Origin of the sequence: Streptococcus sp. zg-86, assembly GCF_017639855.1 — a bacterium.
Taxonomy (GTDB): Bacteria; Bacillota; Bacilli; order Lactobacillales; family Streptococcaceae; genus Streptococcus; species Streptococcus zhangguiae.
This window is the reverse complement of the sequence record NZ_CP072115.1, coordinates 247,002-271,802: the sequence shown is the minus strand read 5'-3', so window position 1 is coordinate 271,802 and position 24,801 is coordinate 247,002. Positions and strand designations below refer to the sequence as shown.

The following is a 24,801-nucleotide window of genomic DNA, read 5'->3' as shown; positions in this document are numbered from 1 at the left end:
ACATCGTTAATGCAATTTGACCAACTTAGATACATAAAAAAGGAAGCCGCTTAGGCTTCTTCTTTTTTGATAAACTGACTTAAGACACCATTGATAAACTTTGCAGAAGCAGGGTCTGAAAATTCTTTGGCTAGCTCAATCGCTTCATTGACTGCTACGCGGTCTGGTGTTTCTTCAAAATACAACATTTCAAAGAGACCCAAACGCATAATATTCTTATCAATCAAGGTCAAGCGATCCAAGGTCCAACCTGCTTTCAAACGTGGAGCTAATTGAGCATCAATCTCATCCTGCACACCTGCAACTCCTGTGACCAGGTTGAGCAGAAAGAGCGGAATCTCCACTTCTTGCTCTTCTTCATAATCATACAGGTAGGCAAATTGAGCTGCTTGAACAGGTTCCTGCCCAAACTCCAAGGATACAATCGCTTGAAGCGCACATTGGCGCAAGTAATGCCGTGATTCGTGTTGCTTATTCTTCATCTAAGAAGTCCTCACCAAACAAATCCTTTAAGTCTGGTTTTGGTGTCTTGTCTGGCACGATACCATCCACATGGATATTCACGGTTTTCACTGTGACATCCGCATAGTTTGCAACAGCTGTTTTTACCGCACGTTGAATGTTCATTGATACTGTCGGTACATTCACGCCGTATTCCAAATAGACATAGATGTCCGCCGTCACTTCGCCTTCTTCATCTGTTTGGAGATAAACACCACGATTTAAGGCAGTCTTTGACAAACCATCTTTAACACTTTTATTATGAAGAGAGTGCACACCTTCTACCTTTGCAGAAGCAATTCCTGTGATCACTTCTAACACGCGAGGTGCAATCACAATTTCGCCTACATTTTCTTTTGCCATTCGAAATCCTTTCTAAGAGGAATGCTATTAAGCACGTGATACGTATGTTCCCTCTGCTGTGTTGATAACCAATTTTTGACCAGCTTCAATGAAATCTGGCACATTCACCACAAGTCCTGTTTCCATTGTCGCAGGTTTTCCTGAACCAGTAACTGTTGCACCCTTGATAGAAGGTTGTGTTTCAGCAACGACCAATTCAACCGTAGTTGGAACAGTCACACCAATCACTTCTGTTCCGTAGAACTGAATTTTCACTTCTGAATTTTCAAGAATGTAGAGTAATTCTTCTTTGACACTTGCTACTGGAATTTCATATTGATCAAATGACTCTGTATCCATGAAGTAAGCTGTATCATCCATTTGGTAAAGGTAGGTTGCTACACGTGTTTCGATAATAGCTTGTTCAAATTTTTCATCTGGACGGTAGGTTGTATCAAAAGTTGAACCAGTACGAACATCACGCAATTTCATCCGCATGATAGTATTTCCTTTACCTGGTTTGTGGTGACTCGCCTCCAATACACGGAGAAGTTTTCCGTCTGGTGCGATAAATGTCATACCTGCTCTTAATTTACTTGCATCAATCATGTTTATGATTACCTCTTCATTATTTTATTATTCGTTTTATTCTATCACAAATTGGCCGATTTCTCAAATAACAATCAACTCTTTTGGCGCTAGGGTCAAGATTTTACAACCTGTTTCTGTAATCAAAAGATCATCCTCAATCCGGACACCATACTTTCCTTCCAGATAAATCCCTGGCTCATCCGTCAAGACCATACCAGCTTGAATTTTATCCGTTGCAGTTTGTCTAAAATAAGGAATTTCATGGACATCAAGCCCCATCCCATGGCCAATCCCATGCGTAAAGTAAGGTCCATAACCCGCCGCTTCAATCACCTGACGAGGAACTCCGTCAAATTCACGGTATTCCATGCCAGCCTTTGCCGCTGCAATCAGGGCTTGGTTGGCTGCTAAAACAGTCTGGTAGATTTCTGCTTCTTCATCGCTGACAGAACCAATATAGATGGTACGTGTCATGTCGCTCACATAATGGTCATAGATACAGCCAAAATCAAGTGTAAGAGCATCACCAGCTTCGATGACCTTCTCAGACGCACGTCCGTGCGGCATAGCAGAGCGGTAACCCGATGCAGCAATGGTATCAAAGGATACGGCCTCAGACCCCATTTCCCGCATGCGAAAATCAAGGAAATTCGCTACTTCAAGCTCTGTTTTTCCTGGTTTGATAAAGTCCAATGCGTCTAAAAAGGCTTGATCCGAAATCTGACAGGCACGTTGAATGATTGCAATCTCTGTCTCATCCTTAATCATCCGCAAATTCATCACCATATCTGTCGTTGGCACTAAGCGTATTCCTTCAAAGACTGTCTGCATAGCTTGGTAGTAGGCTACTGACACCTCATCTTCAAAGGCCAACTCAGTTACCTTGCTATCTTTTAAGATTGCTGCAACCACTGAAAGGGCATCTCGGTCTGATACCACCTCAAAATCCTTGACCACAGACTGGGCATAGGTAATATAGCGATCATCAGTGATCAACACTTGTCGTTCTGCTGTAATCAAAACCGTTCCAGCCGAACCCCAGAAACCTGTCAGATAGTAAATATTCTTCAAATTCGTGATGAGGAAGGCAGGTAGCTCCTGAGCAACTAATTCATTGCGTAGCTTTGTTAATCGTTGTTCCATCTTCTATCTCCTTACAATTGATTAGTATCATTGTAACATAAAATCGCGGAAATTGGAGCAGCACAACCGTCCTTCGTTCACAGAAAACAAGTCATACTCTATAAAAATCAAAATCTGACTACCTTCCACAATTGAGAATTGTGGAAGGTGAGAAATAGAGCGAGCATAACTCGTCTCTACTGAACCATCGGACTAATGCTAGCTGAGGATTATGACATAATCCTTCAGCTTGAAGAAAAAGTCTTTTTATTGCCACCGTCCTCATGTGCTTTCGGACATCAGTGACTTCCTTCGGAGTAAAATAATCCAGTGGATTATTTTAGCCCGAGCCCAGAAACAAAGGAGCGAGGATAATCGATTTCAACGAAATCACGACTTCTGTCTCACTCCCACTTTTAACACGGCGGAGGGGCGGTATTGTGCTCGCTACGCTCGCAAATTTTCTAACCTTAAAACTACAGAAATTTAAATATCATTGTAATGTTTTTCTGAATTGTGAGGTTTGTCTACATTCTGGAGGATTATTACATAATCCTTATTTCCAACCTTCAACAGTCCGCCGGACTGTTGAAGCAAGGTGAGTTAACGACGTCAGTCTTTGATTTTTAACGAGTATCAGTAGACTGCTTACGGGCAAAAAGCAGAGGCTCAGTCAGCACTGAACCTCCATTAAAGTCTATCATTTAGGGAAATAAGGATAAGGGCAACATGATTATTTTTCAGCTATTTTGCCTAAAAGGTGGATTGCAAGCCATTGAGATAGGACAATGCTAGTAAACATCAGCAGAAAGAACTGATCAACCGCACTCGTATTTTTCGCTAAAGCAAGAGCTAAAAATGGAGATAGCAAATATAGAATAATTTGTAGCCATGTTATCGTCCGTTTGTTCATCATCTGAATACCTAACTTTCTAGTGAAATTTCCCAAAATAATAGCCGCTTGCAGTTTTTAAAGCTACCAATCCAACCGGATAGTAACCTAATAATACTATTAAAAAAAACGGCATCGCAACTAAAACGCTGCTATTCAGTCTACCCTTTTTACTGATTCTCAGGCAAGGAATCGGTATCTTCCTCCGCATTTTTCCCTCTCGTTAGAAGGTAGATAAAATAAATCGGAGCAATGAGATACAACCCTAGATAAATCAAACGTGAAAAAACAGCGGGAAGTTTCCATTTCCTATCCTCTTCAAAGTCTTCTAGAACAAAGGAAAAACAAATAGTAGCCGCTAAAAAATAGAGGGTGGACAGTATTTTAGGAAAGGTCAAAAACGACTCCTCAAACATCATGATATACACGAATAAAAACATGCAGCCAACAATAAATGCAATAATATCAAACCTTAATTTCTTCATACGACCACCACACCAACACTCTAGTCGGTTTCACCTTTCAACGATTTTGAAGCTGAGACAATAGTGTCTGTCCTTTCTTCTTTCATAGCTTTAGCAATTTGACGCATATCAATAGTCAGGGGAGTGACTATTGATACCTGAGCCTAGAAATTCGAAAGCGAGGATTGTCTGGTTTGTAAAACGTTGATAAATCAACATTCTAGTAGAAGAGGCTAGCGAACATTTCGCTAGCTCTATTTCCAACTTTTCACAATTCTTAATTGCAAGGAGCGAGCTACGCTCGTTCTATTTCCAGCCTTCCACAATTCTCAATTGTGAAAGCTAGTCAACTTACTCCCACCCTTTTCTCGTTGATAGCCATTTTTTCAGTATTTCTTCAGATAGGTCTACTCCAAGCATCTCTGAGATACCAAGCAAATAAATAGCACTATCGGCCAATTCTTCTGCCATATTTTCTTGGTCACCCTTCAAATAGCCTTTAAATAGTTCTGCTATTTCACCATGTAATAATAAAAGTTCAAATTTGATGTCTGTCGTATTAAAACCATGATTGACCTTATTTTGGATTACACGTTTTTGTAGCTCTGATACATCAAGCTTCATCTCGATTTCACCTTTTCATACATGCTCCAGTCTGATTCAGTACCTATCTGCAATATTCAGATATCGTCCTAAATTCTTGGAATCAACTTCCCTTTCAAATACTGGCCTGTATAGCTGGCTTCGTTTGCAGCTACTTCTTCTGGTGTTCCAGTTGCGATAATCATACCGCCACCGACACCGCCTTCTGGACCTAAATCAATGATGTAGTCCGCAGTCTTAATCACATCGAGATTATGCTCAATGACCAGTACGGTATTTCCGTCATCGACAAAGCGTGCCAAAACTTTTAATAGCTGGGCAATGTCTTCTGTGTGGAGACCTGTCGTTGGCTCGTCCAAAATATACAAGGATTTCCCAGTTGAGCGCTTGTGGAGCTCACTGGCTAGCTTCATCCGCTGGGCTTCTCCTCCTGAGAGAGTTGTCGCTGGTTGTCCCAAGGTGACATAACCTAGACCGACATCTTGGATTGTCCGCAATTTCCGCTCAATTTTTGGAATATGCTTGAAAAACTCAACTGCATCATTGACAGTCATATCAAGGACTTCCGCAATATTTTTTTCCTTGTAATGGACTTCTAGAGTCTCTGAATTATACCTGCGACCATGGCAGACTTCACAAGGGACAAAGACATCTGGCAGGAAGTGCATCTCAATCTTGATGATACCATCTCCCGAGCAGGCCTCACAGCGTCCACCCTTGACATTGAACGAAAAACGTCCTTTCTTGTAGCCACGAATCTTAGCTTCATTGGTCTGGGCAAACAGGTCACGAATATCATCAAACACACCCGTATACGTTGCCGGATTAGAACGTGGTGTGCGCCCAATCGGACTTTGGTCAATGTCAATCAAACGATCCAAGTGTTCAATCCCAGAAATCGCCTTAAATTTCCCTGGCTTTTCCGAATTGCGGTTGAGTTTCTGAGCAATGGCTTTTTTCAAGATAGAATTGACCAAGGTGGACTTGCCAGAACCTGATACACCTGTAACAGCAACGAATTTACCGAGTGGAATCCGTGCGGTCACCTGTTGGAGATTGTTTTCAGAGGCTCCTGTTACCTCGATAAAACGACCATTTCCAATTCTCCGCTCCAAGGGGACTGGAATTTCGCGCTTACCAGATAGGTATTGGCCTGTGATTGACTTTTTGTTTTTTGCAACCTGGCTTGGAGTGCCTGAAGCGACAATCTCCCCACCAAAGACACCTGCACCCGGTCCAATATCAATCAGATAATCCGCTGCTCGCATGGTATCCTCATCATGCTCCACCACAATCAGCGTATTACCCAAATCTCTCATTTTCTTAAGACTAGCAATCAAGCGGTCATTATCTCGCTGATGAAGTCCGATTGACGGTTCATCTAAAATATACAAGACACCACTCAAGTTTGATCCAATCTGGGTTGCCAACCGAATCCGCTGACTTTCCCCACCCGACAAAGTTCCAGCCGACCGTGATAAGGTCAGATAGTTAAGACCAACATTGTTCAAGAAGGTCAAGCGGTCCTTGATTTCCTTGACAATCGGTGTCGCAATCGTCGCTTCATTAGCAGAGAGCTGCAAGTGCGATACGACTTCCAAGTGGTCAGCTACAGATAGTTCCGACAATTCTCCAATGTGAAGCCCCTGTTCACCGCCCACACGAACCGACAAGGCCTGGTCATTCAAGCGATAGCCATGGCAGGTTGCGCAGGCCAACTCATTCATGTAAGTCCGCATAACTTGACGCGTGTAATCGCTGTTGGTTTCACGATAGCGCCTGCTAATATTGCTAATCAAGCCTTCAAATGGAATGTCAATATCTCGTACACCACCAAATTCATTCTCATAATGAAAATGGAATTCCTTCCCATCTGAACCGTGGAAAATCAAGTCTTTCTCTTCAGCAGACAAATCCTCAAACGGCGTATCCATATCGATACCAAACTGGGTCATGGCTTGTTCTAACATCTGCGGGTAATAATTAGACGAAATTGGATTCCAAGGCGCCAAGGCCCCTTCATGCAAGGTCTTTTGCCGGTCTGGTACAATCAAGTCTTCATCCACTTCCAACTTCATGCCGAGACCGTCACAGTCGCTACAAGAGCCAAAAGGAGCATTGAAGGAAAAGAGGCGTGGTTCTAATTCTGGCACTGTAAAACCACAGACTGGACAGGCATAGTATTCCGAAAAGAGCAATTCTTTCCCATCCATGGTGTCAATAATGACATAGCCTTCCGCAATGCGCAGAGCTGCCTCAATCGAGTCAAACAAACGAGAACGCACTCCATCCTTGATCACAATCCGGTCAACAACAACTTCAATCGTATGCTGCTTGCTCTTTGACAATTCAGGAACTTCCGTTACATCGTGGATGTCCCCATCCACACGCACACGCACATAAGCATCCTTTTGAATTTTTTCAAAAATAGCCTTATGCTGCCCTTTTTTCTTACGGACAATGGGCGCTAGAATTTGCAGGCGCTGCCGTTCTGGTAACTCCAGCACCTCATCGACAATCTGCTCCACAGACGAAGCTGAAATCGCTCCATGACCATTGATACAGTAAGGCGTTCCCACCCGTGCATAGAGCAAGCGCAGATAATCATTGATTTCTGTCACCGTTCCAACGGTCGAACGTGGATTTTTAGATGTTGTCTTTTGGTCAATAGAGATAGCAGGACTCAAACCGTCAATGGAATCTACATCCGGCTTGTCCATATTGCCCAAAAACTGCCGCGCATAGGCAGACAAACTCTCCACATAGCGACGTTGTCCTTCGGCATAAAGTGTATCAAAAGCTAGACTTGATTTCCCAGACCCAGACAATCCTGTTACCACCACCAATTTATCACGTGGAATCGTCACATCAATATTTTTTAAATTATGAGCACGCGCCCCATGAATTTCAATCTTATCTTTCATTCTTTCTTCCTTCTAAAATATCTCATATTATACCATATTTTGGGAAAAACTTTTCCGCTAGAGCGCTTTTTTTGATATAATAAAGGGTGCGCTTAACGCAATAAAAAACTGAGGAGGATTTGATATGAAACAAATGTTTCGTTCTACATTAACAAATTTAGAAGAAATCCAGACCTTTGAACCAGGGGCTTGGATTAACTTGGTCAACCCCTCCCAGGAAGAATCTGTCAAATTAGCCGAACAATTTAATATTGATATTACCGACCTAAGGGCCCCTCTTGACGTGGAAGAATCCTCTCGTATTACCGTAGAAGATAACTACACCTTGATTATCGTAGACGTTCCAACCTATGAAGAGCGGAACAACAAAAGCTACCACATCACCTTGCCGCTCGGTATCATTGTCACCAATGATGCTGTTATTACTACCTGCGTGCAACCCCTTACTCTTTTTGACTTTTTCTTTAACCAACGCATTAAGAACTTTTACACCTTTATGAAGACCCGCTTTGTCTTCCAATTGCTCTATCGGAATGCAGAACTCTTCATCACAGCCCTTCGTTCTATTGATCGACAGACAGACCGCATTAGTGCCCATATCGACCGAGCAACCAAAAACGAACAGGTTATCGATATGATGGAGTTGGAAAAATCTATCGTCTACTTAAAAGCCTCGCTCAAACTCAATGAACGAGTGGTCAAAAAGCTAGCAATTAGAAATAGCACCTTGAAGAAGTATGAAGAAGACGAGGACTTGTTGGAAGATACCTTAATTGAAACCCAGCAGGCGCTTGAGATGGCGGACATCTATGGCAACGTCTTATACGCCATGACCGAAACTTCTGCCGCAATCATTTCCAACAATCAAAATACCATTATGAAAACCTTAGCCCTCATGACCATGGCCCTTGATATTCCGACAGTGATTTTCTCAGCCTATGGTATGAATGTCCCCGAATCAGGCATGCCTTTTGGTGGACATCCCAACGCCTTTTGGCTAATCGCCTTTATCTCAGCCTGCTTCAGTGCGATTGTTGTCATCAACTTTTTACGAAAAAAATGGTTCTAACCACACAAGGAGATTATTATGTCATTTACTGAAATGAAAGAATTGACCAAAAAAAATCAAGAATTTATCCACATCGCAACCAATCACTTGATTCAAGCTGGAAAATCAGATGCCGAAATCAAAGAATTACTCGAAGAAATCATCCCTGTGATACTTGAAAAGCAAAAAACAGGCGTCACTGCCCGTAGTATCTATGGAGCTCCGAGTGAGTGGGCAGCCAGCAAGACCGCTAGTCCTGCTGAATCAGATCAACAACCACTCAATGAAAACCCTTGGCTCATGTGGCTCGATTCTAGCCTTCTGCTCCTTGCCATTATCGGCCTAGTCAACGGTGCCATGAATTCCTTTGGAGTTGGAGCAAACTATGGCATCATTACCCTCTTGCTGATTGGCTTTGGAGTTGGGGCAGGTATGTATATGATGTACCATTTCGTTTACCGCGATCAAGTCAAAACTGGCAAACGACCTAGCTTGCTCAAAGCACTTGGATTTCTTGTTTTGGCCACTCTTGCCTGGAGTTTTGTTTTCTTCCTCGCAGCACTGATTCCAAGCTCTATCAATCCGACGGTGACACCAACAGTTGCTATTATCTTAGGGGCAGTAGCCTTTGGTAGCCGTCACCTGCTCAAGAAAAAATACAACATTCGCAACGCTATGCAGCCTATGCCATAAAGCATTTAGGAGGACGACCAACTGATTTCTAAGATATCGATTGGTCTCCTCTTTTTTCTACTCCAAAAATACGACAGATAAGAACTTGTTTAATCTCGCTAGTCGAAACGGCAAACTCGAAGCTCAGAAAACCATTATTTTTCTGAAATACCAAAACTTGGAAACTAGGAAACCATTTTTCTACGAAGAATACCAGACTTAGAACATAGGCAAGAAATTTTCAATAAAAATTGTCTGACTTAGAAGTTAGGAACAAATGTTTCAGCGAAGATTGCAAAACTTGGAAGCTAGGAAACCATTTTTCTACGAAGAATACCAGACTTAGAACATAGGCAAGAAATTTTCAATAAAAATTGTCTGACTTAAAAGTTAGGAAGCAAATGTTTCAGCGAGGATTGCAAAACTTAAAAGCTAGGAAGCTATTTCTCAACGAAGAGTGCAAAATTTAATTGATTGGTGTCAGTCTGCTTATCAAAGTTTATTGACCAATACTAAACTACTATTGATGATTTTTTGTAAACCAAACCGTTTATTGTTGACAAGGACTGCCGTGCTAAAAGTGACAAAAAACGTTATTAGATGAACGTTTTCTGTCACTCGGCATCTTCAAGACTTTAGACTCGAAGATGAATCATGGAATTCCGAAGGAAGTCGCTGATGTCCGAAAGCACATAAGGATGGTGGCAATAAAAAGACTTTTTCTTCAAGCTGAAATACATAAGTATTTGATTCTCTCATACAGAAAGCGTATAATCAAATTGTAAGCGCCACCTACAGAAGTGTCTGACTTAGAAAGAGGACGCAATGATAAGAGACAAGAAATTATTTTGGTGGGTATGTTTTGTATTTCTAGTCGGAGTCCTTTCTGTTTTGATAACACCTCTATTATTCAAGATTATCTTCAGCTAGTTTTTTTAGTTTTACATGACTACCTAATCTATCGTAATGGGAGTGGGACTCAATCATGATTTCGTAGAAATCGATTTTGTCATCCCACCCCCGCAAGGTTGACAAGGACTGCCGTGCTCTTCCGTTTCTAGCCGAGAGAAAAACACCCTATTAAGAGGGTGAATCGCCTTTATTACTTTATAAGCTCGTGAAAAAACAGTCCACTGGACTTCCTCGCTCTATAGTTGCTAGGCGAGGGAAAAAGAGGCCCACCGGACCTGAAAAAAACAACCCATCAAGGGTTGTTTTTTTAATCTTCATTTACAAATGGTAATAGTGCCATTACGCGAGCGCGTTTGATAGCTGTTGTTACTTTGCGTTGGTTTTTAGCTGAAGTTCCAGTTACGCGACGTGGTAAGATTTTTCCACGTTCTGAAATGAAACGGCTAAGAAGCTCAGTATCTTTGTAATCAACATATTCAATTTTATTCGCTGCGATATAATCAACTTTTTTACGGCGTTTGAACCCGCCACGACGTTGTTGAGCCATGTTTTTTCTCCTTTATAATTTTTATCTGTCCTTACCTAGAATGGTAAATCATCATCCGAAATATCCATTGGGTTTGTTGTCCCAAATGGGCTTTCTTCGCGTGCAAAGTTTGGTGTAGATTGTGCAGGCGCTTGATAGGAAGTATTGTAATCATTTCCACCAGCAAATGAATTGCTTGCTTGATAACCTCCACCTTGGCCTTCACGTGCAGTACGACTTTCCAATAATTGGAAACTTTCTGCAACAACTTCTGTTACATAAACGCGTTGGCCTTGCTGGTTGTCATAACTACGAGTCTGAATACGACCAGTAATACCCACCAAAGCACCTTTCTTAGCCCAGTTTGCCAAATTTTCAGCTTGCTGGCGCCAGATGACCACATTGATAAAATCCGCTTCTCGCTCACCGTTTTGATTTTTAAAATTGCGATTCACCGCAAGTGTAAAAGTCGCAACAGCCTGATTAGACGGTGTGTAACGAAGTTCTGCATCACGGGTCATACGACCAACTAGTACTACATTATTTATCATAATCTACCTTCTTACGCGTCTAATTTTACAATCATATGACGAAGAATGTCGCCGTTGATTTTTGAAAGACGGTCAAACTCTTTAAGAGCTACGTCATCAGTTGCTTCAACGTTCACGATGTGGTAAAGTCCTTCACGGAAATCTTTGATTTCGTATGCAAGACGACGTTTTTCCCATGCTTTTGATTCAACAACAGTTGCACCGTTGTCAGTCAAGATAGAGTCAAAGCGTGCTACCAAAGCATTTTTAGCTTCTTCTTCAATGTTTGGACGAATAATATAAAGAATTTCGTATTTAGCCATTGATATGTTCCTCCTTTTGGTCTAATGACTCATGGTCTAGCCACGAGTAAGTGAGGGTTTCTCACAAGACATTATTATATCGCACTTTCAAGGAAATAGCAAGGAAAACAGCAGGATTTTTGAATGAAATATAAAAAAGAGGGAATCCCCCCTTTTTCTAATATGTAACTAACTGGCGTTGGCCTGACAAGAAATAGGTACTGGTCAAGCTATCCTGACCGCCATTCACAAAGAGTTCGATGCTATTTGTATCAAGAACCACTAATACGTGGGGATTTTCAGCTTGCACAGCACGGCGTTCCGTAGACCAGGCTTCCTCTCCTTGAATCGCTTGTTTTAATGAACTGCGATCAATGTAGACTTCTTGTCTTTCTGCATCATAACCAAATTCGATATAGTCCGCTTCGCTTCCCAATCGAAAGACCTTTCCACCACTCCAATCTCCTTGGAAATAGCCGACTTCAACTGCTCCTTGCTCAGACAAGACGGGTAATTGCTCTAACAAGCTGGCAGGAAGCTCTTGAACAAGTACCCCGTTGTCCCATTTCAATTTTCTTGGTAAGGTCATAGCACAAGCCCACTTATGGTCTAATTGATCCGTGATATTGGTCCGACCCCAAGTCTGCATCCAAGCAATCATAATGCGTTCCCCAGCTGCATTTTCCAAACTTTGAGGTGCATAAAAATCATGACCGTGGTCAATTTCTTTGACTGTTTCCAGTTCAAAGACCTTCTTGTCCCAATCTACACGACCTGTCATAATGACAGAAGAATTGATATTTGCATAGTCAAGACCGGTCTTTTCATATCGCATCGGTGACATAGCTAGACAAGACACCTCATCCAATTCAAAGTAATCAGGACACTCCCACATAAAGCCTTGATGTGGCTCACCTTTTAAGAAAATAGAAGCAAAGTTCCAATTGACTAAGTCGGGTGATTCAAGTAGAACAATCGTCCCAACATCCTCACGGTGTTTGGCAGCAACAACCGCATAATAATGGCCATTTTTTTCAAATAATTTTGGGTCTCGGAAATCACTGGCAATGAGCTCTTCTGGTAGCATCTCCCCTGTCGCAACTGGATTGGAGTCTAATTTTTCAAACTGAATGCCGTCTTTGGAAAAAGCCATGTTTTGCACTTGTGAAATAGAGCCATCTGCATTAACAATATGACCGGTATACATCAACCAAAGAACATCGTCTTTGACAATAGCACTTCCTGAGAAGCAACCATCCTTATCATAAGATTGATCAGGAGCAAGGGCCACTGGGAGATGTTCCCAATGGAGCAAATCCTTACTCTTTGCATGTCCCCAGTGCATTGGCCCCCACTGTGTTCCGTAGGGATAATATTGGTAAAACAAATGGTATTCCTCTCTGAAATACACCAAACCATTCGGATCGTTGATCCAACCTATCGGCGCTGTAAAGTGAGCCTCAGGCTTGTACAAAGGATTCACCTCTGCTTGATGCTCCGCAATATACTCGTTGGCTTTGGTTACACTCAATACGTCTCCCATATTTTCTCGCTCTCTATTCCTATTTTTGATTTTCTAAGTATTTATCGTAATATTTTTGTTTGATGGCTAACCAATCTGACAAGCCATATTTTTCTAATTCCTTGAGATAGTCATCCCATTCTTTATCGATGTTGCCGTTAACAATCCACTCTGCACGTTTGCGATAGATATAGTCATTCATGTCTGCTTCAATTTGAGCAAGTTTATCCAAATCTTCTTCTTCCATGAAGACACGTGGGTAGATAGAATCATTGTTCATATATGGAACATAGGTTTGCTTCAAAATATCTAAGCGCCATGCAGCGTCATCTGGTTTTGTTGTCACTTTACCATAGTAGCTGTCTAGGATAGCGAGTGGTCCTCCGACTTCTGTTTTCTGACGAAGCTCTCCTGGTGCTGTTCCTTCAAGTGGCAAGTGTTTCAAACTATTTGTTGCTTTGTCAAATTCAAAGATATTTTGTTGCGTATCATCGCCATAAGTACCCCAGTTATTTTGAACAGATTGCAATGGTGCATACTGGGCATCAATCCATTTGGCTGTCAATTCAAGGTTTTTATTGGCACTTGTAATCACCATACGGTCGCGTGAGAAGCCCATTCCGTTTGTACGAGCCACATGTTTTTTACCGTTTGGTCCTGCCAGAACTGGTAGGACATCATAGCTATCATTAAAACCTGAAACGTTGGCTTTATCCCATGTAAAGTAAACCCCGTACTGATGTTCGCCACCTTTTGCAATATAGGTGTTCCAATCTTGCTCAAAGGCTTCTGGATCAAGCAAACCTTTTTCTTGCAATTGACGAATGAATTTTACACCTTCTTTATATTCTGGGTTGTCAGCCGTAAAGTCCACCACGCCGTCATTTCCAACGACCAAGTGATCATCGTTATCCCCGATACCAAATGCTCCAAACAAAAGTTTGAAATCTTCATTTCCGCCTGCATTGATAAAGGACATTGGAATTTCATCAGCTTTGCCATTTCCATTTGGATCTTGTGTCTTGAAGGCTTCTAGCACTTTCACCAATTCATCTGTGGTGGTTGGCATTTCAAGATTTAATTTTTTCAACCAATCTTTGTTAATCCAAGCCATGTCATTCACAGAGTGAATCGATTCTTTTCCGTCACCCAATTCCTCAATCCAAGGGAATGAATAGATATGACCATCTGGTGCTGTCATCAAGGCACGGTATTCTGGCTTCTCTTCCAAAATCTTCTGCAAGTTTGGCATGTATTTCTCAATCAGATCTTCAACCGGAATAATCACACCTTGTTTTGCCCATTTAACCAATTCGACATCAGAAGCACCGTCATTATGAATTGCATCTGGTAAATCTCCGGATGAAATATCCAAGTTTCGTTTTTCGCCAAAATCAGAAGAGTAGTTTGTCCAGTCAATATGGACACCTGTTTCTTCCTCTAAACGTTGGTAAATCAATTTATCATTCGGATTTTTGGGAGCAAGTGGTGAACTACCTGTGATAAATTTCAAGGTCACTTTTTCCTTTAGAGGGAAGGAAACATTTTCAAGCTTATAATCTGGACTTGAAGCTGTATTTTTGCTACCACAAGCAGCCAAGACCAAAGTAGATGTTGCTAATAGAGTCGCACTAAGACTCATCCATTTTTTCATTTTCATGAGAAAAACTCCTTTTTTATTGATAAATAGTTAACGATATAATCGAAAAACCAAATTTTATTGACAATTTTACTTATATAAATTCCGTGAGGCTCTATAAAAATCAAAGTCTGATTAGCTTCCACAATTGAGAATTGTGGAAGGCTGGAAATAGAACGAGCGTAGCTCGCCCCCTTGCAATTGAGAATTGTGGAAGGCTGGAAATAGAACGAGCGTAGCTCGCCCCCTTGCAATTGAGAATTGTGGAAGGCTGGAAATAGAACGAGCGTAGCTCGCCCCCTTGCAATTGAGAATTGTGGAAGGCTGGAAATAGAACGAGCGCAACTCGCCCCTTTGAACCACTAGTTCGAACTAATGGTAGCTGAGGATTATTTCATAATCCCTATTTCCAACCTTCAACAGTCCAGTGGACTGTTGAAGCAAGGCGAGTTAACGACGTTAGAATTTGATTTTTGACGAGCATCACCCTTTTAATGAACCAGCCATAATACCCTTATCAAAGTATTTCTGGAAGAATGGATACATGACAATCAGCGGCAAACTAGAGATAACAATTGTTGCATACTTAATCATTTCTGCAATTCGTTTCATTTCATTCATCGCAGCCTGAGCCCCAATCATATCTTTTCCTGGCTCACTTTGAATCAAAATCTTCCGCAAAACAAGTTGGAGCGGTTCTAAGTTTGGATCTTTGATATAAATCATGGCATCAAAGTATGAATTCCATTGTCCGACAAAAGCATATAAGAAAAGAACAAACATAATTGGTTTAGCAAGTGGCAACATAATCTTGACAAAGATTTCTAAATCATTTGCTCCGTCAATATACGCTGCTTCAAGCAATTCATCTGGAATCCCTTGGAAATAGGTTCTTGCCAAAATGATATTCCAAACATTAATAGCACCTGGTACAATAATGGCCCATACGGTATTTAACATCCCTAAATCTTTCACAAGCAAATAGGTTGGAACCAAACCTCCACCAAAGAACATGGTAAAGATGAGAAAGGCATTAATCCATTTCTTTCCAACCAAATCCTTTTTCGATAAGGGATAGGCGGTCAGAACGGATAAGAACACTGTTAGAGTAGCAAAACTGAAGGAGTAAAAGAGAGAATTGAAGAAACCTCTTATAATTGACTTGTCACTAAATACCCTTTGATAGCCTTCAACCGTCCAATCAGCCGGATTAAAACTAATTCCTTTGCTAACAAGCACTTGAGGATCCATAAAGGAGGCGACTAGAATATAGAGCATTGGAACAAGTGTAATAAGGACCAAAAAGGCAATGATGATTTTATTGACAACCAGCATACGTCGGTCAAATTTCGTATAAATCTGTGTATTCATTTTGTCCTCCCTTATAATCCTTGACCATCATTCATTCGTTTCACAATTTGATTCACTGCAACCAATAAGATAACATTGATAACTGCATTGAAGAGCCCTACTGCTGTCGAGTAAGAATAATCTCCTGAGACAAGACCGACCTTATAAACATAGGTTGAGATAATCTCGGAACTCGTCAAGTTGAGTGATGTTTGCATCAAGAAGGCTTTTTCATAGCCGACATTCATGATGTTTCCAGCTGCTAGTACAAATTGAATCACCATAACAGGTCTTAAGGCTGGCAAATCAATATGCCAAATTCGTTGGAAAATATTAGCACCATCCATCTTTGCTGCTTCAATCAAGGACGTATCTACATTGACCAGTGTTGCGGTGTACAGCGTGGAAGCCCAACCCATTCCTTGCCAGATTCCACTAAAAATATAAAGTGGTCTGAAGGCATTTGGATCGGTCAAAAAATTCGCTTTAATCCCAAAAAGTGATAGTAGGCTATTGATTGGACCTCCAACTGAGAAGAAGAGAAATATCATTCCGACAATAACCACAACAGAGATAAAGTTTGGTGCATACAGAATGAGTTGAATCCGCTTTTTCGCCTTATCGCTTAGTAACTGATTGAGCATAATTGCCAAGATAATCGGTGGTAAGAAACCTAACAGTAAGCCATACACACTTAATTTCAAGGTGTTCCCTAACAAAATACCGAAGTTAGGAGAGGAGAGAAATTTGGTAAATTCTTGAAATCCAATCCACTCACTTCCCATTACACCCTTTAAAGGATTGTAATCTTTAAAGGCAATCAAGATACCGTACATCGGTATGTACTTAAAGACAAACGTCAACAACAAGCCAGGAAATAGCATCATTAGCAATACTTTTTGCCGTTTGATTCTACTCCACAAAGAGTAATCCTTTCCTACGTTCATAATTCCTCCTTTTGAAACGTTTCAAATTTGAGAGAAAGGAGAAAACCTATTCACTCTTAATAGATTTTCTTTTTTGAAACGTTTCAGTTTTGTTGTAAAAAATAAATTTCCTACCTATAGTCTATCATTGGTAGCGCTTTCTGTCAAGTGTTTTTGAAAAATTTTTTGTTGTTTTCCCTTCAACATAGGAAATTGGTAAGACACTTTGTCGGCTAGGAGTCTGATGATCAATGATTGAAAGCAGAATACTAACTGCTTCTTCTGCCATTTGCTCTAATGGTTGTTTAATCGTAGAGACTAGATATTCATGCTCTTTGGCCATACGAATACCGTCATAACCAATAATCTGGACATCATCAGGGACTCGTTTGCCCTGTTTTACTAAGATATGCATAACTTCTAAAGCTGTAAAATCATTGATTGCAAAGATACCATCAATTTGCGGATGTTGTTCCAGAAAAGCTTCTAGCTGTTCTAGAAAATTATCAAATGGCTCTTCTAAATCAAAAATCAAGCATTCCTTATCCGTCAACCTTACTGTCTCTTCAAAAAATTGACGGCGTTTTTTGGTCTCATTGACCGTGTTGTTGTGACTCCCCACAAAGGCTAGATGCTGGCAGCCCTTTTCTAAAAGCATTCGAGCCGCAAGTTCTCCACCTGTTTGATTATCCGATGTGACACAAGCAATTTCCTTATCCTGGTAGGTTCTATCAATACTTACAAAAGGAATATTCGATGCTAAATAATCTTCAATTGGACTATAGGTAATCGCAATAATACCGTCTACCTTATTTTGTCGCAACATGGATAAATATTCAATTTCTTTTTTAGCCCCATCTGTATTGCACAGCAATAATTTATAATTCTTCTTGCTGAGGGCTTCTTCAACAAAAAAGGCAAACTCGCTAAAGAATGGATGCCAAATGGTCGGCAGAATTAAAGCGACTGTCTCTGTCCGATTGGTTTTCATACCTCGGGCATAAACATCTGGAATATAATCAAGCTCAGCAATCGCTTGTTGAACCTTTTCGAGCGTTGTTTTCTTAATACCTTGCTCTTGGTTGATGACACGCGATACTGTACCTACACTGACGCCCGCTCGCTGCGCTACATCTTTCATTGTAACCGATTTTTTTTGCTTATCCTCCATCACTTCACCTCCTTTGTTTTTATTATATCATTTTTTGAAATCGTTTTCCATATTTTTTTCAAGAAATAGATTATCTAGCTATGAAAGTACAAAAGAAACCCATTCCTAATCTACAAGAATAAGTCGTTTTCCCACCAATATAGACTAGCAAAAAAGCCAAGCACTACTGCTCAGCTTTCTCATTCTATTCAACACTAAACAAATATGGGTATACTGGTTGGCCACCTTGGTGGATTTCCACTTCAATGTCTTCAAATTTTTCTTCTAATGCTTCGGCGAGGGTTTCGGCTAATTCTTGATGACCATCTTCTCCAACGTAGATAGTAACAATCTCGCTGTCTTCATCTAGCATCGCTTCAAAAGTTGCCTCTAGCGTTGCCATCATATCAGGATTAGACACAACAATCTTACTGTCAACCATGCCAAGATTGTCATTTTCATGAATTTCAAGACCGTCAATCGTCGTATCACGAACTGCCGTCGTCACACTACCACTTTTAACATCAACAAGCGAAGCTGTCATCGCTTCAAAGTTTGCTTCAATATCGCGACTTGGATCAAAGGCTAGTAAACTAGTAAATCCTTGCGGAATCGTCCGTGTTTCCACGACTTTGACAGCTACTTCTGCAACTTCTGCTGCTGATTGAGCCGCCATTAAGATGTTCTTATTATTCGGCAGTAAGATAACGTTGCGTGCATTGACCAAATCAATTGCCTTTACAAAGTCTTCGGTAGAAGGATTCATGGTTTGACCACCTGAAATCACATAGTCTACCCCTTGTGACTTGAAGATTTCAGTTAAACCTTCACCCGCTGCAACAGCAATCACTGCGTATTCTGTTTGTTCAGCTGGTTTTTGGAAACTCTCTTCTTTTTCTACTTGCGCTTCATGTTGCTCACGCATATTGTCCACTTTGACTTTTACCAAACTACCATACTGGAGACCTGCCTGCATAACCAGTCCTGGATCTTCTGTGTGAACATGGACTTTTACAATTTCGTCATCATTCACCACTAGGAGAGAATCCCCTAAGTCATTCAAATAGGTACGAAATTCTTCGTAATCAAATTCTTTTACATAGGTTGGCCCTTGACGAAGAGCCACCATGATTTCTGTACAGTAACCAAATGTAATATCTTCTGTTGCAACATGTCCCGCTACTGACTTGTGATGCTCTGCATTAATCATCCCAGACATCACCGCAGGAGTTGCTTCAAAATCATCAGAAGCAATGTATTCACCAGTTAAAGCCGCTAAAAAGCCTTCATAGATATAAACCAGACCTTGGCCACCAGAATCTACTACACCAACTTCTTTCAATACTGGAAGCAAATCTGGTGTTTTCTTGAGTGCACGTTTTGCTCCCTCTAGGGTTGCACGCATCACTTCAACTGCATCATCTGTCTGCTCAGATTTTTTCAAAGCTGCAGTTGCTGCACCACGAGATACCGTAAGGATTGTCCCTTCAACCGGCTTCATTACCGCTTTATAAGCTACTTCAACACCATGCTGGAAGGCTTGTGCTAGGTCTTTTCCTGTTAACTCGTCTTTTCCTTTAACTGATTGGCCAAAACCACGGAATAATTGAGAAGTGATTACTCCTGAATTTCCACGAGCTCCCATCAACAAACCTTTGGATAAAATTTGAGCTGCTTCACCAACCGTGTTAGCAGGTTTATCAGACACTTCTTTTGCACCATTGGTAATGGTCATGCCCATATTGGTTCCTGTATCTCCATCTGGAACAGGAAAGACATTTAATGAATTCACATATTCTGCTTGTTTATTCAGACGAGTTGATGCAGCTTGCACCATTTCTTGAAATAAACTAGTTGTAATTTTAGACACCATTATTCTCCTACGACTTTGATATTTTGAATATAGACATTGACCGTATCTGCTGCAATCCCTAATTGATTTTCCAAGTTAAATTTCACACGCTCTTGGATATTACGAGAAACCTCACTGATTTTGACACCATAGCTCATCACAGTATAGACATCTACTGCGATATGCCCTCCTTCTGTCGTCTTAATCACAACACCCTTGGCATAATTTTCCTTACCGAGAAGCGCTTGGAAATTATCCTTAATCGCAGATTTGCTGGCCATACCAACAACGCCAAAAATCTCTGTCGTAGCACCACCCACAACCGTAGCAATGACATCATCTGTTAGCTCAATCTGGCCATCTTTTGTATTGATTTTAACCGTCATTTTTCGTACCTCAAATCATTTTATCACTCTATTTTACCATATTTTCTCACGAGTGTAAAAAACTAGGCTGTTACAGCAGATTAGACTTTTCAAACGGATAGTAGCACGCCTTCGGCAATAAAATAAAAAAGGTCATTGGACTGTCTAGGATTGCAGAAAAAGTTTTTTTGAGATACTTTTCTTAGGTGGTACGGACGGTAGCGACTTCCTGTGGAGTAAAATAATCCAGTGGATTATTTTAGCCCGAGCCCAAAAACAAAGGAGCGAGGATAATCGATTTCAACGAAATCAGGATTGAGTCCCACTCCCTACTTTTACCACAGCGAAAAGTATCTGATGAGGCTCGCTCCGCTTGCGAAAATCATAAAATCAAATGTTCAGTTAGCAGATCTTTTGAATTTATTTACATAAATCTCAGGTTTGCCTACATTCTGAAACAGCTTATCAGGCTGTCTGCATTTTCCGGTTTCAAGATTCAGAGAAAAAGAAGTCCACCGGACTTCTAAACTCGCTATTCTGTTTTCTTAGCTCGTGAAAAAGAGGTCCACCGGACCTCTAGACTCGCTATTCTGTTTTCTTAGCTCGTGAAAAAGAGGTCCACCGGACCTCTTTTTTTAAACACGTTCAATTTTACCTGATTTAAGTGCGCGAGCTGAAGCCCAAACTTTTTTAGGTTTTCCATCAATCAAAACAGTTACTTTTTGAAGATTTGGTTTTACCGCACGTTTTGTTTGGTTCATCGCATGTGAACGGTTGTTTCCTGATACAGTTTTACGACCTGTAAAATAACATACTTTAGCCATGTGTATTCCTCCTCATTTGATCAAATATTACGGATGTGCTAGCACCACATACTTGACTATTCTACCAAAAAATATGACTCTTGGCAAGAAGAACTTTCATTTTTTTAAAAATCTACTGTCTACCGTACAATGAATAACGGCTTATTCATTCCTTTTAGACTGGGTTTTGCTTTGTGTATGTATACAAAAAACAACTTCTCAATGGAGAAGTTGTTGGCTATTTGGGCTAATTAAGCCTTGTTTTCAGAACCGAAAACGTCAATACGCTCTTCAACAGATGCTTGGATAGCTTTTACACCGTCAGCCAAGAATTTACGTGGGTCAAAGAGTTTTTTCTTGTCGTATTCTGCTTCGTTTGCTTCATAAGATGCTGCAAATTTACGAGTTGCGTTTGCAAATGCGATTTGGCACTCAGTATTTACGTTAACTTTTGCCACACCAAGTTTGATAGCTGCTTGGATTTGCTCATCAGGAATACCAGAACCACCGTGAAGTACGATTGGGAAACCTGGAACAGCTTCTGTCAATTTCTTCAAGTGATCAAGGTCAAGACCTTCCCAATTTGCTGGGTATGGACCGTGGATGTTACCGATACCTGCTGCCAAGAAGTCGATACCAGTTTCTACCATTGCTTTTGCATCTTCGATTGGAGCAAGTTCACCAGAACCGATAATTCCGTCTTCTTCTCCACCGATTGTTCCAACTTCAGCCTCAACCGAAATTCCTTTTGCATGTGCCAATTTAACAACTTCGCGTGCTTTTTCAAGGTTTTCTTCAACTGGAAGGTGTGAACCGTCAAACATGATTGAAGTGTAACCTACTTCGATACACTCAAGTGCATCTTCGTAGTGACCATGGTCAAGGTGAATAGCAACTGGAACTGTGATGTTCATTGATTCTACAAGGTTTGCAATCAAGTTACGAGCTACTTTGTAACCACCCATATATTTTGCTGCACCCATTGATGTTTGGATTAAAACAGGAGCTTTTTTAGCTTCTGCTGCACGCAAGATAGCTTGAGTCCACTCAAGGTTGTTTGTGTTAAATCCACCAACTGCGTAACCGTTGTCACGAGCTGCTTGGACGAATTTTTCTGCTGAAACGACTGGCATTTTCTAGCCTCCTCTTAATTTTTGTGGGCTTCTCCCACTTACATTGTTTATTTTATCACGTTTTCGAGAAAAACGCTACTTTTTTTCTGCTCTTTCAATCTAGTTTTTGAAAAATGCGAAAATTTTCACAGATTATTCACAAGAAAAAAGACTGGCAAAACCAGTCTAAACTATGCGGAGAGAGGGACTTGAACCCTCACGACCTAAAGCGGTCACAGGATCCTTAGTCCTGCGCGTCTGCCAATTCCGCCATCCCCGCGATTGAGTACCCTACTAGTATACCAAGGAGGTGATTTCTTGTCAATACTTTCCAAACATTTTTTTATAAAATTATTTGCTGGTCATAATCTTGTGCATGATAGGTCCGGTGGCTAATATGGAGCAAGGTTATATTTTCCTGTTCTAGTAAGGCTCTTTCAACAGTAGAAAAGGTCGCATCATCCAATCCTGACAAAGTCTCATCCAGTATCAAAACTGCTTTTTCCAGTAGCAAGCTCCGAATGAGAGCCAACCGTTGCTGTTGACCTCCCGACAGACTACTATCTGCATCAACGATTTCATGTTCCATCGCAACCCTTGACGGAAAACGGTCAGACAAGCCAAATCGCTCTAACCACTCAAGGACACTCGCTTCACTCACAGGACGGTCTAGGGTAAGATTATGCCAAATACTTGTGTGGAACAAGCTGACTTTTTGGGGAAGAAAACTCATATATGACTGAACAGTCTGGTAGGAAAGTTGGGCAGTTTCTATTCCATTGATATAAATCCCTCTCACTTGCTCTTCAGTGTTTTGCGTTACTAAATAAGCTAAGATTGATTTGCCAACACCACTTTCACCTTGAATTAAGTATTTTTTCCCTGCTTCAAATTTCAGCGTTAGATTGCTAAAAATACGCTTGTCTTCGATTTGATAAACAACGCTACGAAGCTCGATATCTCGAAAATCGAAAAGTTTAGGTGACCTAGGAACTACAGGCAACATCGAAAATTCCATTAAATTCTTGCGAATGCTTCCTACAGAAGTCATATCAGAAACAGCACCTGCAACGAGCAAAATGGGCATGGACAATTCTAACGAGATCGTGTAAATAGCCACTAAAGACCCTAGACTCAGCTGTCCTGCAAACACAGCTCGTCCACCCAAATATAAAATCAAAACAAAGGTCAGATAAAACGGTACTGCTGACAGAACATTGACAATTGCTTTCCATGTGGCTTGTCGATTCTCTTCTTGGTTAATACGGCGATACTGATTGGTCATGGTTTCAGAAAATTCTCGGTACAGACCAATATTTTTCACTATGACAAGGCTGGATAGCAGATCGTTCAAATCGGTTTGATAGCGTGCTTTTTCTCGTGATAAATTCTCTTGAATATGACTACGAATCCCTTTGAAGATATAGGGAATTACTACTGGCAGTAAGGAAACAAGCAAAATCACCGCGGCAATCTTCTTATCAAGTGAAACCAAGGCAAGACTAGCAATTACGAAGGAAACAATACCTTGATACAGCGAGAAAAATGTATCATAGTACAAGTCTTTAACCATTTCAATGTCATTCGTTACATTCGATAGATACTGACTAGCTTCTGAGCGCTTCAACAGCCCCTCTTTGGTCAACAAGCGCCCAATAACATTTTGATGAATCCGATACGAAACTTGGTTGAGAAAGCGTTGGTTACAAATCTGACGAATCAATTCCGCTACAAGTAAGCAAACAAAAGCAAAAAACATCAGCCCGATGTTTTGATAGAAGGATGAGAAATGCCCCTGTGTCAAACTATCAATAATGTGAGAGGTTTGATAGCTAAAATACACATTGGTAGTAGCAACTATTGTAATTGCAAGTAGCGTAATCATCACATAGCTCTTTTTCATGTTAAATCTCCATTTCAAGCAAATCGCGACAGTCTATCCTTGGAATTGTTAGCAAATAAACACCTATTCTTATTTGTATAGTGAATGGAATAAAGGTTAGGATATCATTATACTCTATAAGAATCAAAATCTGACTAGCTTCCACAATTGAGAATTGTGGAAGGTAAGAAATAGAGCGAGCATAGCTCGTCTCCACTGAACCATCGGACTAATGCTAACTGAGGATTATTACATAATCCTTCAAAATGTAGACAAACCTCACAATTCAGAAAAACATTACAATGATATGTAATTTTCTGTAGTTTTAAGGTTAGAAAATTTGCGAGCGTAGCGAGCACAATACCGCCACCTCCGCCGTGCTAAAAGTGGGAGTGAGACAGAAGTCGTGATTTCGCTGAAATTGATTATCCTCGCTCCTTTGTTTCTGGGCTCGGGCTAAAATAATCCACTGGATTATTTTACTCCCAAGGAAGTCGCTGATGTCCGAAAGCACATGAGGACGGTGGCAATAAAAAGACTTTTTTTAAGCTGGAGGATTATTTCATAATCCCTATTTCCAACCTTCAACAGTCCGCTGGACTAATGTTAGCTGAGGATTATTACATAATCCCTATTTCCAACCTTCAACAGTCCGCTGGACTGTTGAAGCAAGGTGAGTTAACGACGTCAGACTTTGATTTTTGACGAGTATTAAGTCGCTTTGATGAACGCTAGTTCTATCTACAGCCCCTTGCCTTGTCCTATTCCTTT

23 protein-coding genes and 1 tRNA gene are annotated in these 24,801 nt (G+C 40.8%); 2 read left to right on the top strand and 22 right to left on the bottom strand.

The genetic code is table 11. The features are described from left to right. Window positions 1-50: 50 nt before the first annotated feature. From nusB to uvrA, 8 genes are all read right to left on the bottom strand, one after another. The gene (gene nusB / locus J5M87_RS01480) at window positions 51-482 is read right to left on the bottom strand and encodes a transcription antitermination factor NusB (protein WP_154607724.1); all 432 of its coding nucleotides are present in this window, start codon (window positions 480-482) and stop codon (window positions 51-53) included. Then, complete coding sequence (locus J5M87_RS01475; protein ID WP_154607725.1) at window positions 472-864, bottom strand: Asp23/Gls24 family envelope stress response protein; 393 nt, start codon at window positions 862-864, stop codon at window positions 472-474. The genes nusB and J5M87_RS01475 overlap by 11 nt, the downstream gene beginning before the upstream one ends. Window positions 865-891: 27 nt before the next feature. Continuing rightward, window positions 892-1,452, bottom strand: a complete 561-nt coding sequence (efp, locus tag J5M87_RS01470; RefSeq protein ID WP_067086631.1) for an elongation factor P — start codon at window positions 1,450-1,452, stop codon at window positions 892-894. A 63-nt stretch (window positions 1,453-1,515) separates the two neighbouring features. Then, window positions 1,516-2,577 (bottom strand): M24 family metallopeptidase, encoded by a 1,062-nt coding sequence (locus J5M87_RS01465; RefSeq protein WP_154607726.1) that lies wholly within the window; start codon window positions 2,575-2,577, stop codon window positions 1,516-1,518. Between the two features lie 712 nt (window positions 2,578-3,289). Beyond that, entirely contained in the window at window positions 3,290-3,472 is a 183-nt protein-coding gene (locus tag J5M87_RS01460) for a hypothetical protein (RefSeq protein WP_154607727.1), read from the bottom strand. Between the two features lie 146 nt (window positions 3,473-3,618). Beyond that, window positions 3,619-3,933 (bottom strand): hypothetical protein, encoded by a 315-nt coding sequence (locus J5M87_RS01455; protein WP_154607728.1) that lies wholly within the window; start codon window positions 3,931-3,933, stop codon window positions 3,619-3,621. A 330-nt stretch (window positions 3,934-4,263) separates the two neighbouring features. Beyond that, complete coding sequence (locus J5M87_RS01450) at window positions 4,264-4,536, bottom strand: MazG-like family protein (RefSeq protein WP_154607729.1); 273 nt, start codon at window positions 4,534-4,536, stop codon at window positions 4,264-4,266. A gap of 68 nt (window positions 4,537-4,604) precedes the next feature. Beyond that, on the bottom strand, window positions 4,605-7,439 hold the full coding sequence (gene uvrA / locus J5M87_RS01445; protein WP_154607730.1) for an excinuclease ABC subunit UvrA: 2,835 nt from the start codon (window positions 7,437-7,439) through the stop codon (window positions 4,605-4,607). Between the two features lie 124 nt (window positions 7,440-7,563). On the opposite strand from uvrA, the gene J5M87_RS01440 reads away from it, so the two are divergent. Both J5M87_RS01440 and J5M87_RS01435 read left to right on the top strand, forming a co-directional pair. Then, complete coding sequence (locus tag J5M87_RS01440) at window positions 7,564-8,508, top strand: magnesium transporter CorA family protein (RefSeq protein ID WP_154607731.1); 945 nt, start codon at window positions 7,564-7,566, stop codon at window positions 8,506-8,508. Window positions 8,509-8,526: 18 nt separating this feature from the next. After that, entirely contained in the window at window positions 8,527-9,180 is a 654-nt protein-coding gene (locus tag J5M87_RS01435) for a DUF1129 domain-containing protein (RefSeq protein ID WP_154607732.1), read from the top strand. Between the two features lie 1,198 nt (window positions 9,181-10,378). On the opposite strand, the gene rpsR is transcribed toward J5M87_RS01435, so the two are convergent. The 14 genes from rpsR to J5M87_RS01365 all read right to left on the bottom strand — a co-directional run bounded on the left by rpsR (window position 10,379) and on the right by J5M87_RS01365 (window position 24,051). Continuing rightward, window positions 10,379-10,618: a 30S ribosomal protein S18 gene (gene rpsR / locus J5M87_RS01430; RefSeq protein ID WP_002939250.1), complete on the bottom strand. Its 240-nt coding sequence runs from the start codon at window positions 10,616-10,618 to the stop codon at window positions 10,379-10,381. Window positions 10,619-10,653: 35 nt separating this feature from the next. Next, window positions 10,654-11,148, bottom strand: coding sequence for a single-stranded DNA-binding protein (locus tag J5M87_RS01425; protein WP_067086994.1), 495 nt, complete (start codon window positions 11,146-11,148; stop codon window positions 10,654-10,656). An 11-nt stretch (window positions 11,149-11,159) separates the two neighbouring features. Next, window positions 11,160-11,450 carry a 30S ribosomal protein S6 gene (rpsF, locus tag J5M87_RS01420; protein WP_067086996.1) on the bottom strand — a complete coding sequence of 97 codons (291 nt, stop codon included), beginning with the start codon at window positions 11,448-11,450 and terminating at the stop codon, window positions 11,160-11,162. A gap of 157 nt (window positions 11,451-11,607) precedes the next feature. Beyond that, a complete protein-coding gene (locus J5M87_RS01415; protein ID WP_154607733.1) occupies window positions 11,608-12,972 on the bottom strand; it encodes a glycoside hydrolase family 32 protein in 1,365 nt (454 codons plus the stop codon). Window positions 12,973-12,991: 19 nt separating this feature from the next. Next, window positions 12,992-14,605, bottom strand: coding sequence for an ABC transporter substrate-binding protein (locus J5M87_RS01410; protein WP_154607877.1), 1,614 nt, complete (start codon window positions 14,603-14,605; stop codon window positions 12,992-12,994). A gap of 468 nt (window positions 14,606-15,073) precedes the next feature. Then, window positions 15,074-15,961 (bottom strand): carbohydrate ABC transporter permease, encoded by an 888-nt coding sequence (locus J5M87_RS01405; RefSeq protein WP_154607734.1) that lies wholly within the window; start codon window positions 15,959-15,961, stop codon window positions 15,074-15,076. Between the two features lie 11 nt (window positions 15,962-15,972). Further along, window positions 15,973-16,887, bottom strand: a complete 915-nt coding sequence (locus tag J5M87_RS01400; protein ID WP_154607735.1) for an ABC transporter permease — start codon at window positions 16,885-16,887, stop codon at window positions 15,973-15,975. 124 nt (window positions 16,888-17,011) lie between these two features. Further along, the gene (locus J5M87_RS01395) at window positions 17,012-18,037 is read right to left on the bottom strand and encodes a LacI family DNA-binding transcriptional regulator (RefSeq protein WP_154607736.1); all 1,026 of its coding nucleotides are present in this window, start codon (window positions 18,035-18,037) and stop codon (window positions 17,012-17,014) included. Between the two features lie 184 nt (window positions 18,038-18,221). Next, window positions 18,222-19,886 (bottom strand): DAK2 domain-containing protein, encoded by a 1,665-nt coding sequence (locus tag J5M87_RS01390; protein ID WP_067091413.1) that lies wholly within the window; start codon window positions 19,884-19,886, stop codon window positions 18,222-18,224. A 2-nt stretch (window positions 19,887-19,888) separates the two neighbouring features. Then, window positions 19,889-20,254, bottom strand: a complete 366-nt coding sequence (locus J5M87_RS01385) for an Asp23/Gls24 family envelope stress response protein (protein ID WP_067087011.1) — start codon at window positions 20,252-20,254, stop codon at window positions 19,889-19,891. 614 nt (window positions 20,255-20,868) lie between these two features. Continuing rightward, on the bottom strand, window positions 20,869-21,057 hold the full coding sequence (gene rpmB / locus J5M87_RS01380; RefSeq protein WP_067087013.1) for a 50S ribosomal protein L28: 189 nt from the start codon (window positions 21,055-21,057) through the stop codon (window positions 20,869-20,871). A 230-nt stretch (window positions 21,058-21,287) separates the two neighbouring features. Next, window positions 21,288-22,169 carry a class II fructose-bisphosphate aldolase gene (locus J5M87_RS01375; RefSeq protein ID WP_067087018.1) on the bottom strand — a complete coding sequence of 294 codons (882 nt, stop codon included), beginning with the start codon at window positions 22,167-22,169 and terminating at the stop codon, window positions 21,288-21,290. 173 nt (window positions 22,170-22,342) lie between these two features. After that, window positions 22,343-22,428: transfer RNA gene (locus tag J5M87_RS01370), tRNA-Leu, on the bottom strand. Between the two features lie 63 nt (window positions 22,429-22,491). Next, window positions 22,492-24,051, bottom strand: coding sequence for an ATP-binding cassette domain-containing protein (locus tag J5M87_RS01365; RefSeq protein WP_154607738.1), 1,560 nt, complete (start codon window positions 24,049-24,051; stop codon window positions 22,492-22,494). Between the last annotated feature and the right edge of the window lie 750 nt (window positions 24,052-24,801).

Coding starts and splice junctions, on each gene's coding strand:
- uvrA (WP_154607730.1), bottom strand. CDS start 7,439: ATGAAAGATAAGATTGAAATTCATGGGGCGCGTGCTCATAATTTAAAA.
- J5M87_RS01450 (WP_154607729.1), bottom strand. CDS start 4,536: ATGAAGCTTGATGTATCAGAGCTACAAAAACGTGTAATCCAAAATAAG.
- J5M87_RS01400 (WP_154607735.1), bottom strand. CDS start 16,887: ATGAACGTAGGAAAGGATTACTCTTTGTGGAGTAGAATCAAACGGCAA.
- J5M87_RS01395 (WP_154607736.1), bottom strand. CDS start 18,037: ATGGAGGATAAGCAAAAAAAATCGGTTACAATGAAAGATGTAGCGCAG.
- rpsR (WP_002939250.1), bottom strand. CDS start 10,618: ATGGCTCAACAACGTCGTGGCGGGTTCAAACGCCGTAAAAAAGTTGAT.
- J5M87_RS01465 (WP_154607726.1), bottom strand. CDS start 2,577: ATGGAACAACGATTAACAAAGCTACGCAATGAATTAGTTGCTCAGGAG.
- J5M87_RS01375 (WP_067087018.1), bottom strand. CDS start 22,169: ATGCCAGTCGTTTCAGCAGAAAAATTCGTCCAAGCAGCTCGTGACAAC.
- J5M87_RS01455 (WP_154607728.1), bottom strand. CDS start 3,933: ATGAAGAAATTAAGGTTTGATATTATTGCATTTATTGTTGGCTGCATG.
- nusB (WP_154607724.1), bottom strand. CDS start 482: ATGAAGAATAAGCAACACGAATCACGGCATTACTTGCGCCAATGTGCG.
- J5M87_RS01425 (WP_067086994.1), bottom strand. CDS start 11,148: ATGATAAATAATGTAGTACTAGTTGGTCGTATGACCCGTGATGCAGAA.
- J5M87_RS01435 (WP_154607732.1), top strand. CDS start 8,527: ATGTCATTTACTGAAATGAAAGAATTGACCAAAAAAAATCAAGAATTT.
- rpsF (WP_067086996.1), bottom strand. CDS start 11,450: ATGGCTAAATACGAAATTCTTTATATTATTCGTCCAAACATTGAAGAA.
- J5M87_RS01410 (WP_154607877.1), bottom strand. CDS start 14,605: ATGAAAAAATGGATGAGTCTTAGTGCGACTCTATTAGCAACATCTACT.
- rpmB (WP_067087013.1), bottom strand. CDS start 21,057: ATGGCTAAAGTATGTTATTTTACAGGTCGTAAAACTGTATCAGGAAAC.
- J5M87_RS01475 (WP_154607725.1), bottom strand. CDS start 864: ATGGCAAAAGAAAATGTAGGCGAAATTGTGATTGCACCTCGCGTGTTA.
- J5M87_RS01460 (WP_154607727.1), bottom strand. CDS start 3,472: ATGATGAACAAACGGACGATAACATGGCTACAAATTATTCTATATTTG.
- J5M87_RS01405 (WP_154607734.1), bottom strand. CDS start 15,961: ATGAATACACAGATTTATACGAAATTTGACCGACGTATGCTGGTTGTC.
- J5M87_RS01415 (WP_154607733.1), bottom strand. CDS start 12,972: ATGGGAGACGTATTGAGTGTAACCAAAGCCAACGAGTATATTGCGGAG.
- efp (WP_067086631.1), bottom strand. CDS start 1,452: ATGATTGATGCAAGTAAATTAAGAGCAGGTATGACATTTATCGCACCA.
- J5M87_RS01365 (WP_154607738.1), bottom strand. CDS start 24,051: ATGAAAAAGAGCTATGTGATGATTACGCTACTTGCAATTACAATAGTT.
- J5M87_RS01385 (WP_067087011.1), bottom strand. CDS start 20,254: ATGACGGTTAAAATCAATACAAAAGATGGCCAGATTGAGCTAACAGAT.
- J5M87_RS01440 (WP_154607731.1), top strand. CDS start 7,564: ATGAAACAAATGTTTCGTTCTACATTAACAAATTTAGAAGAAATCCAG.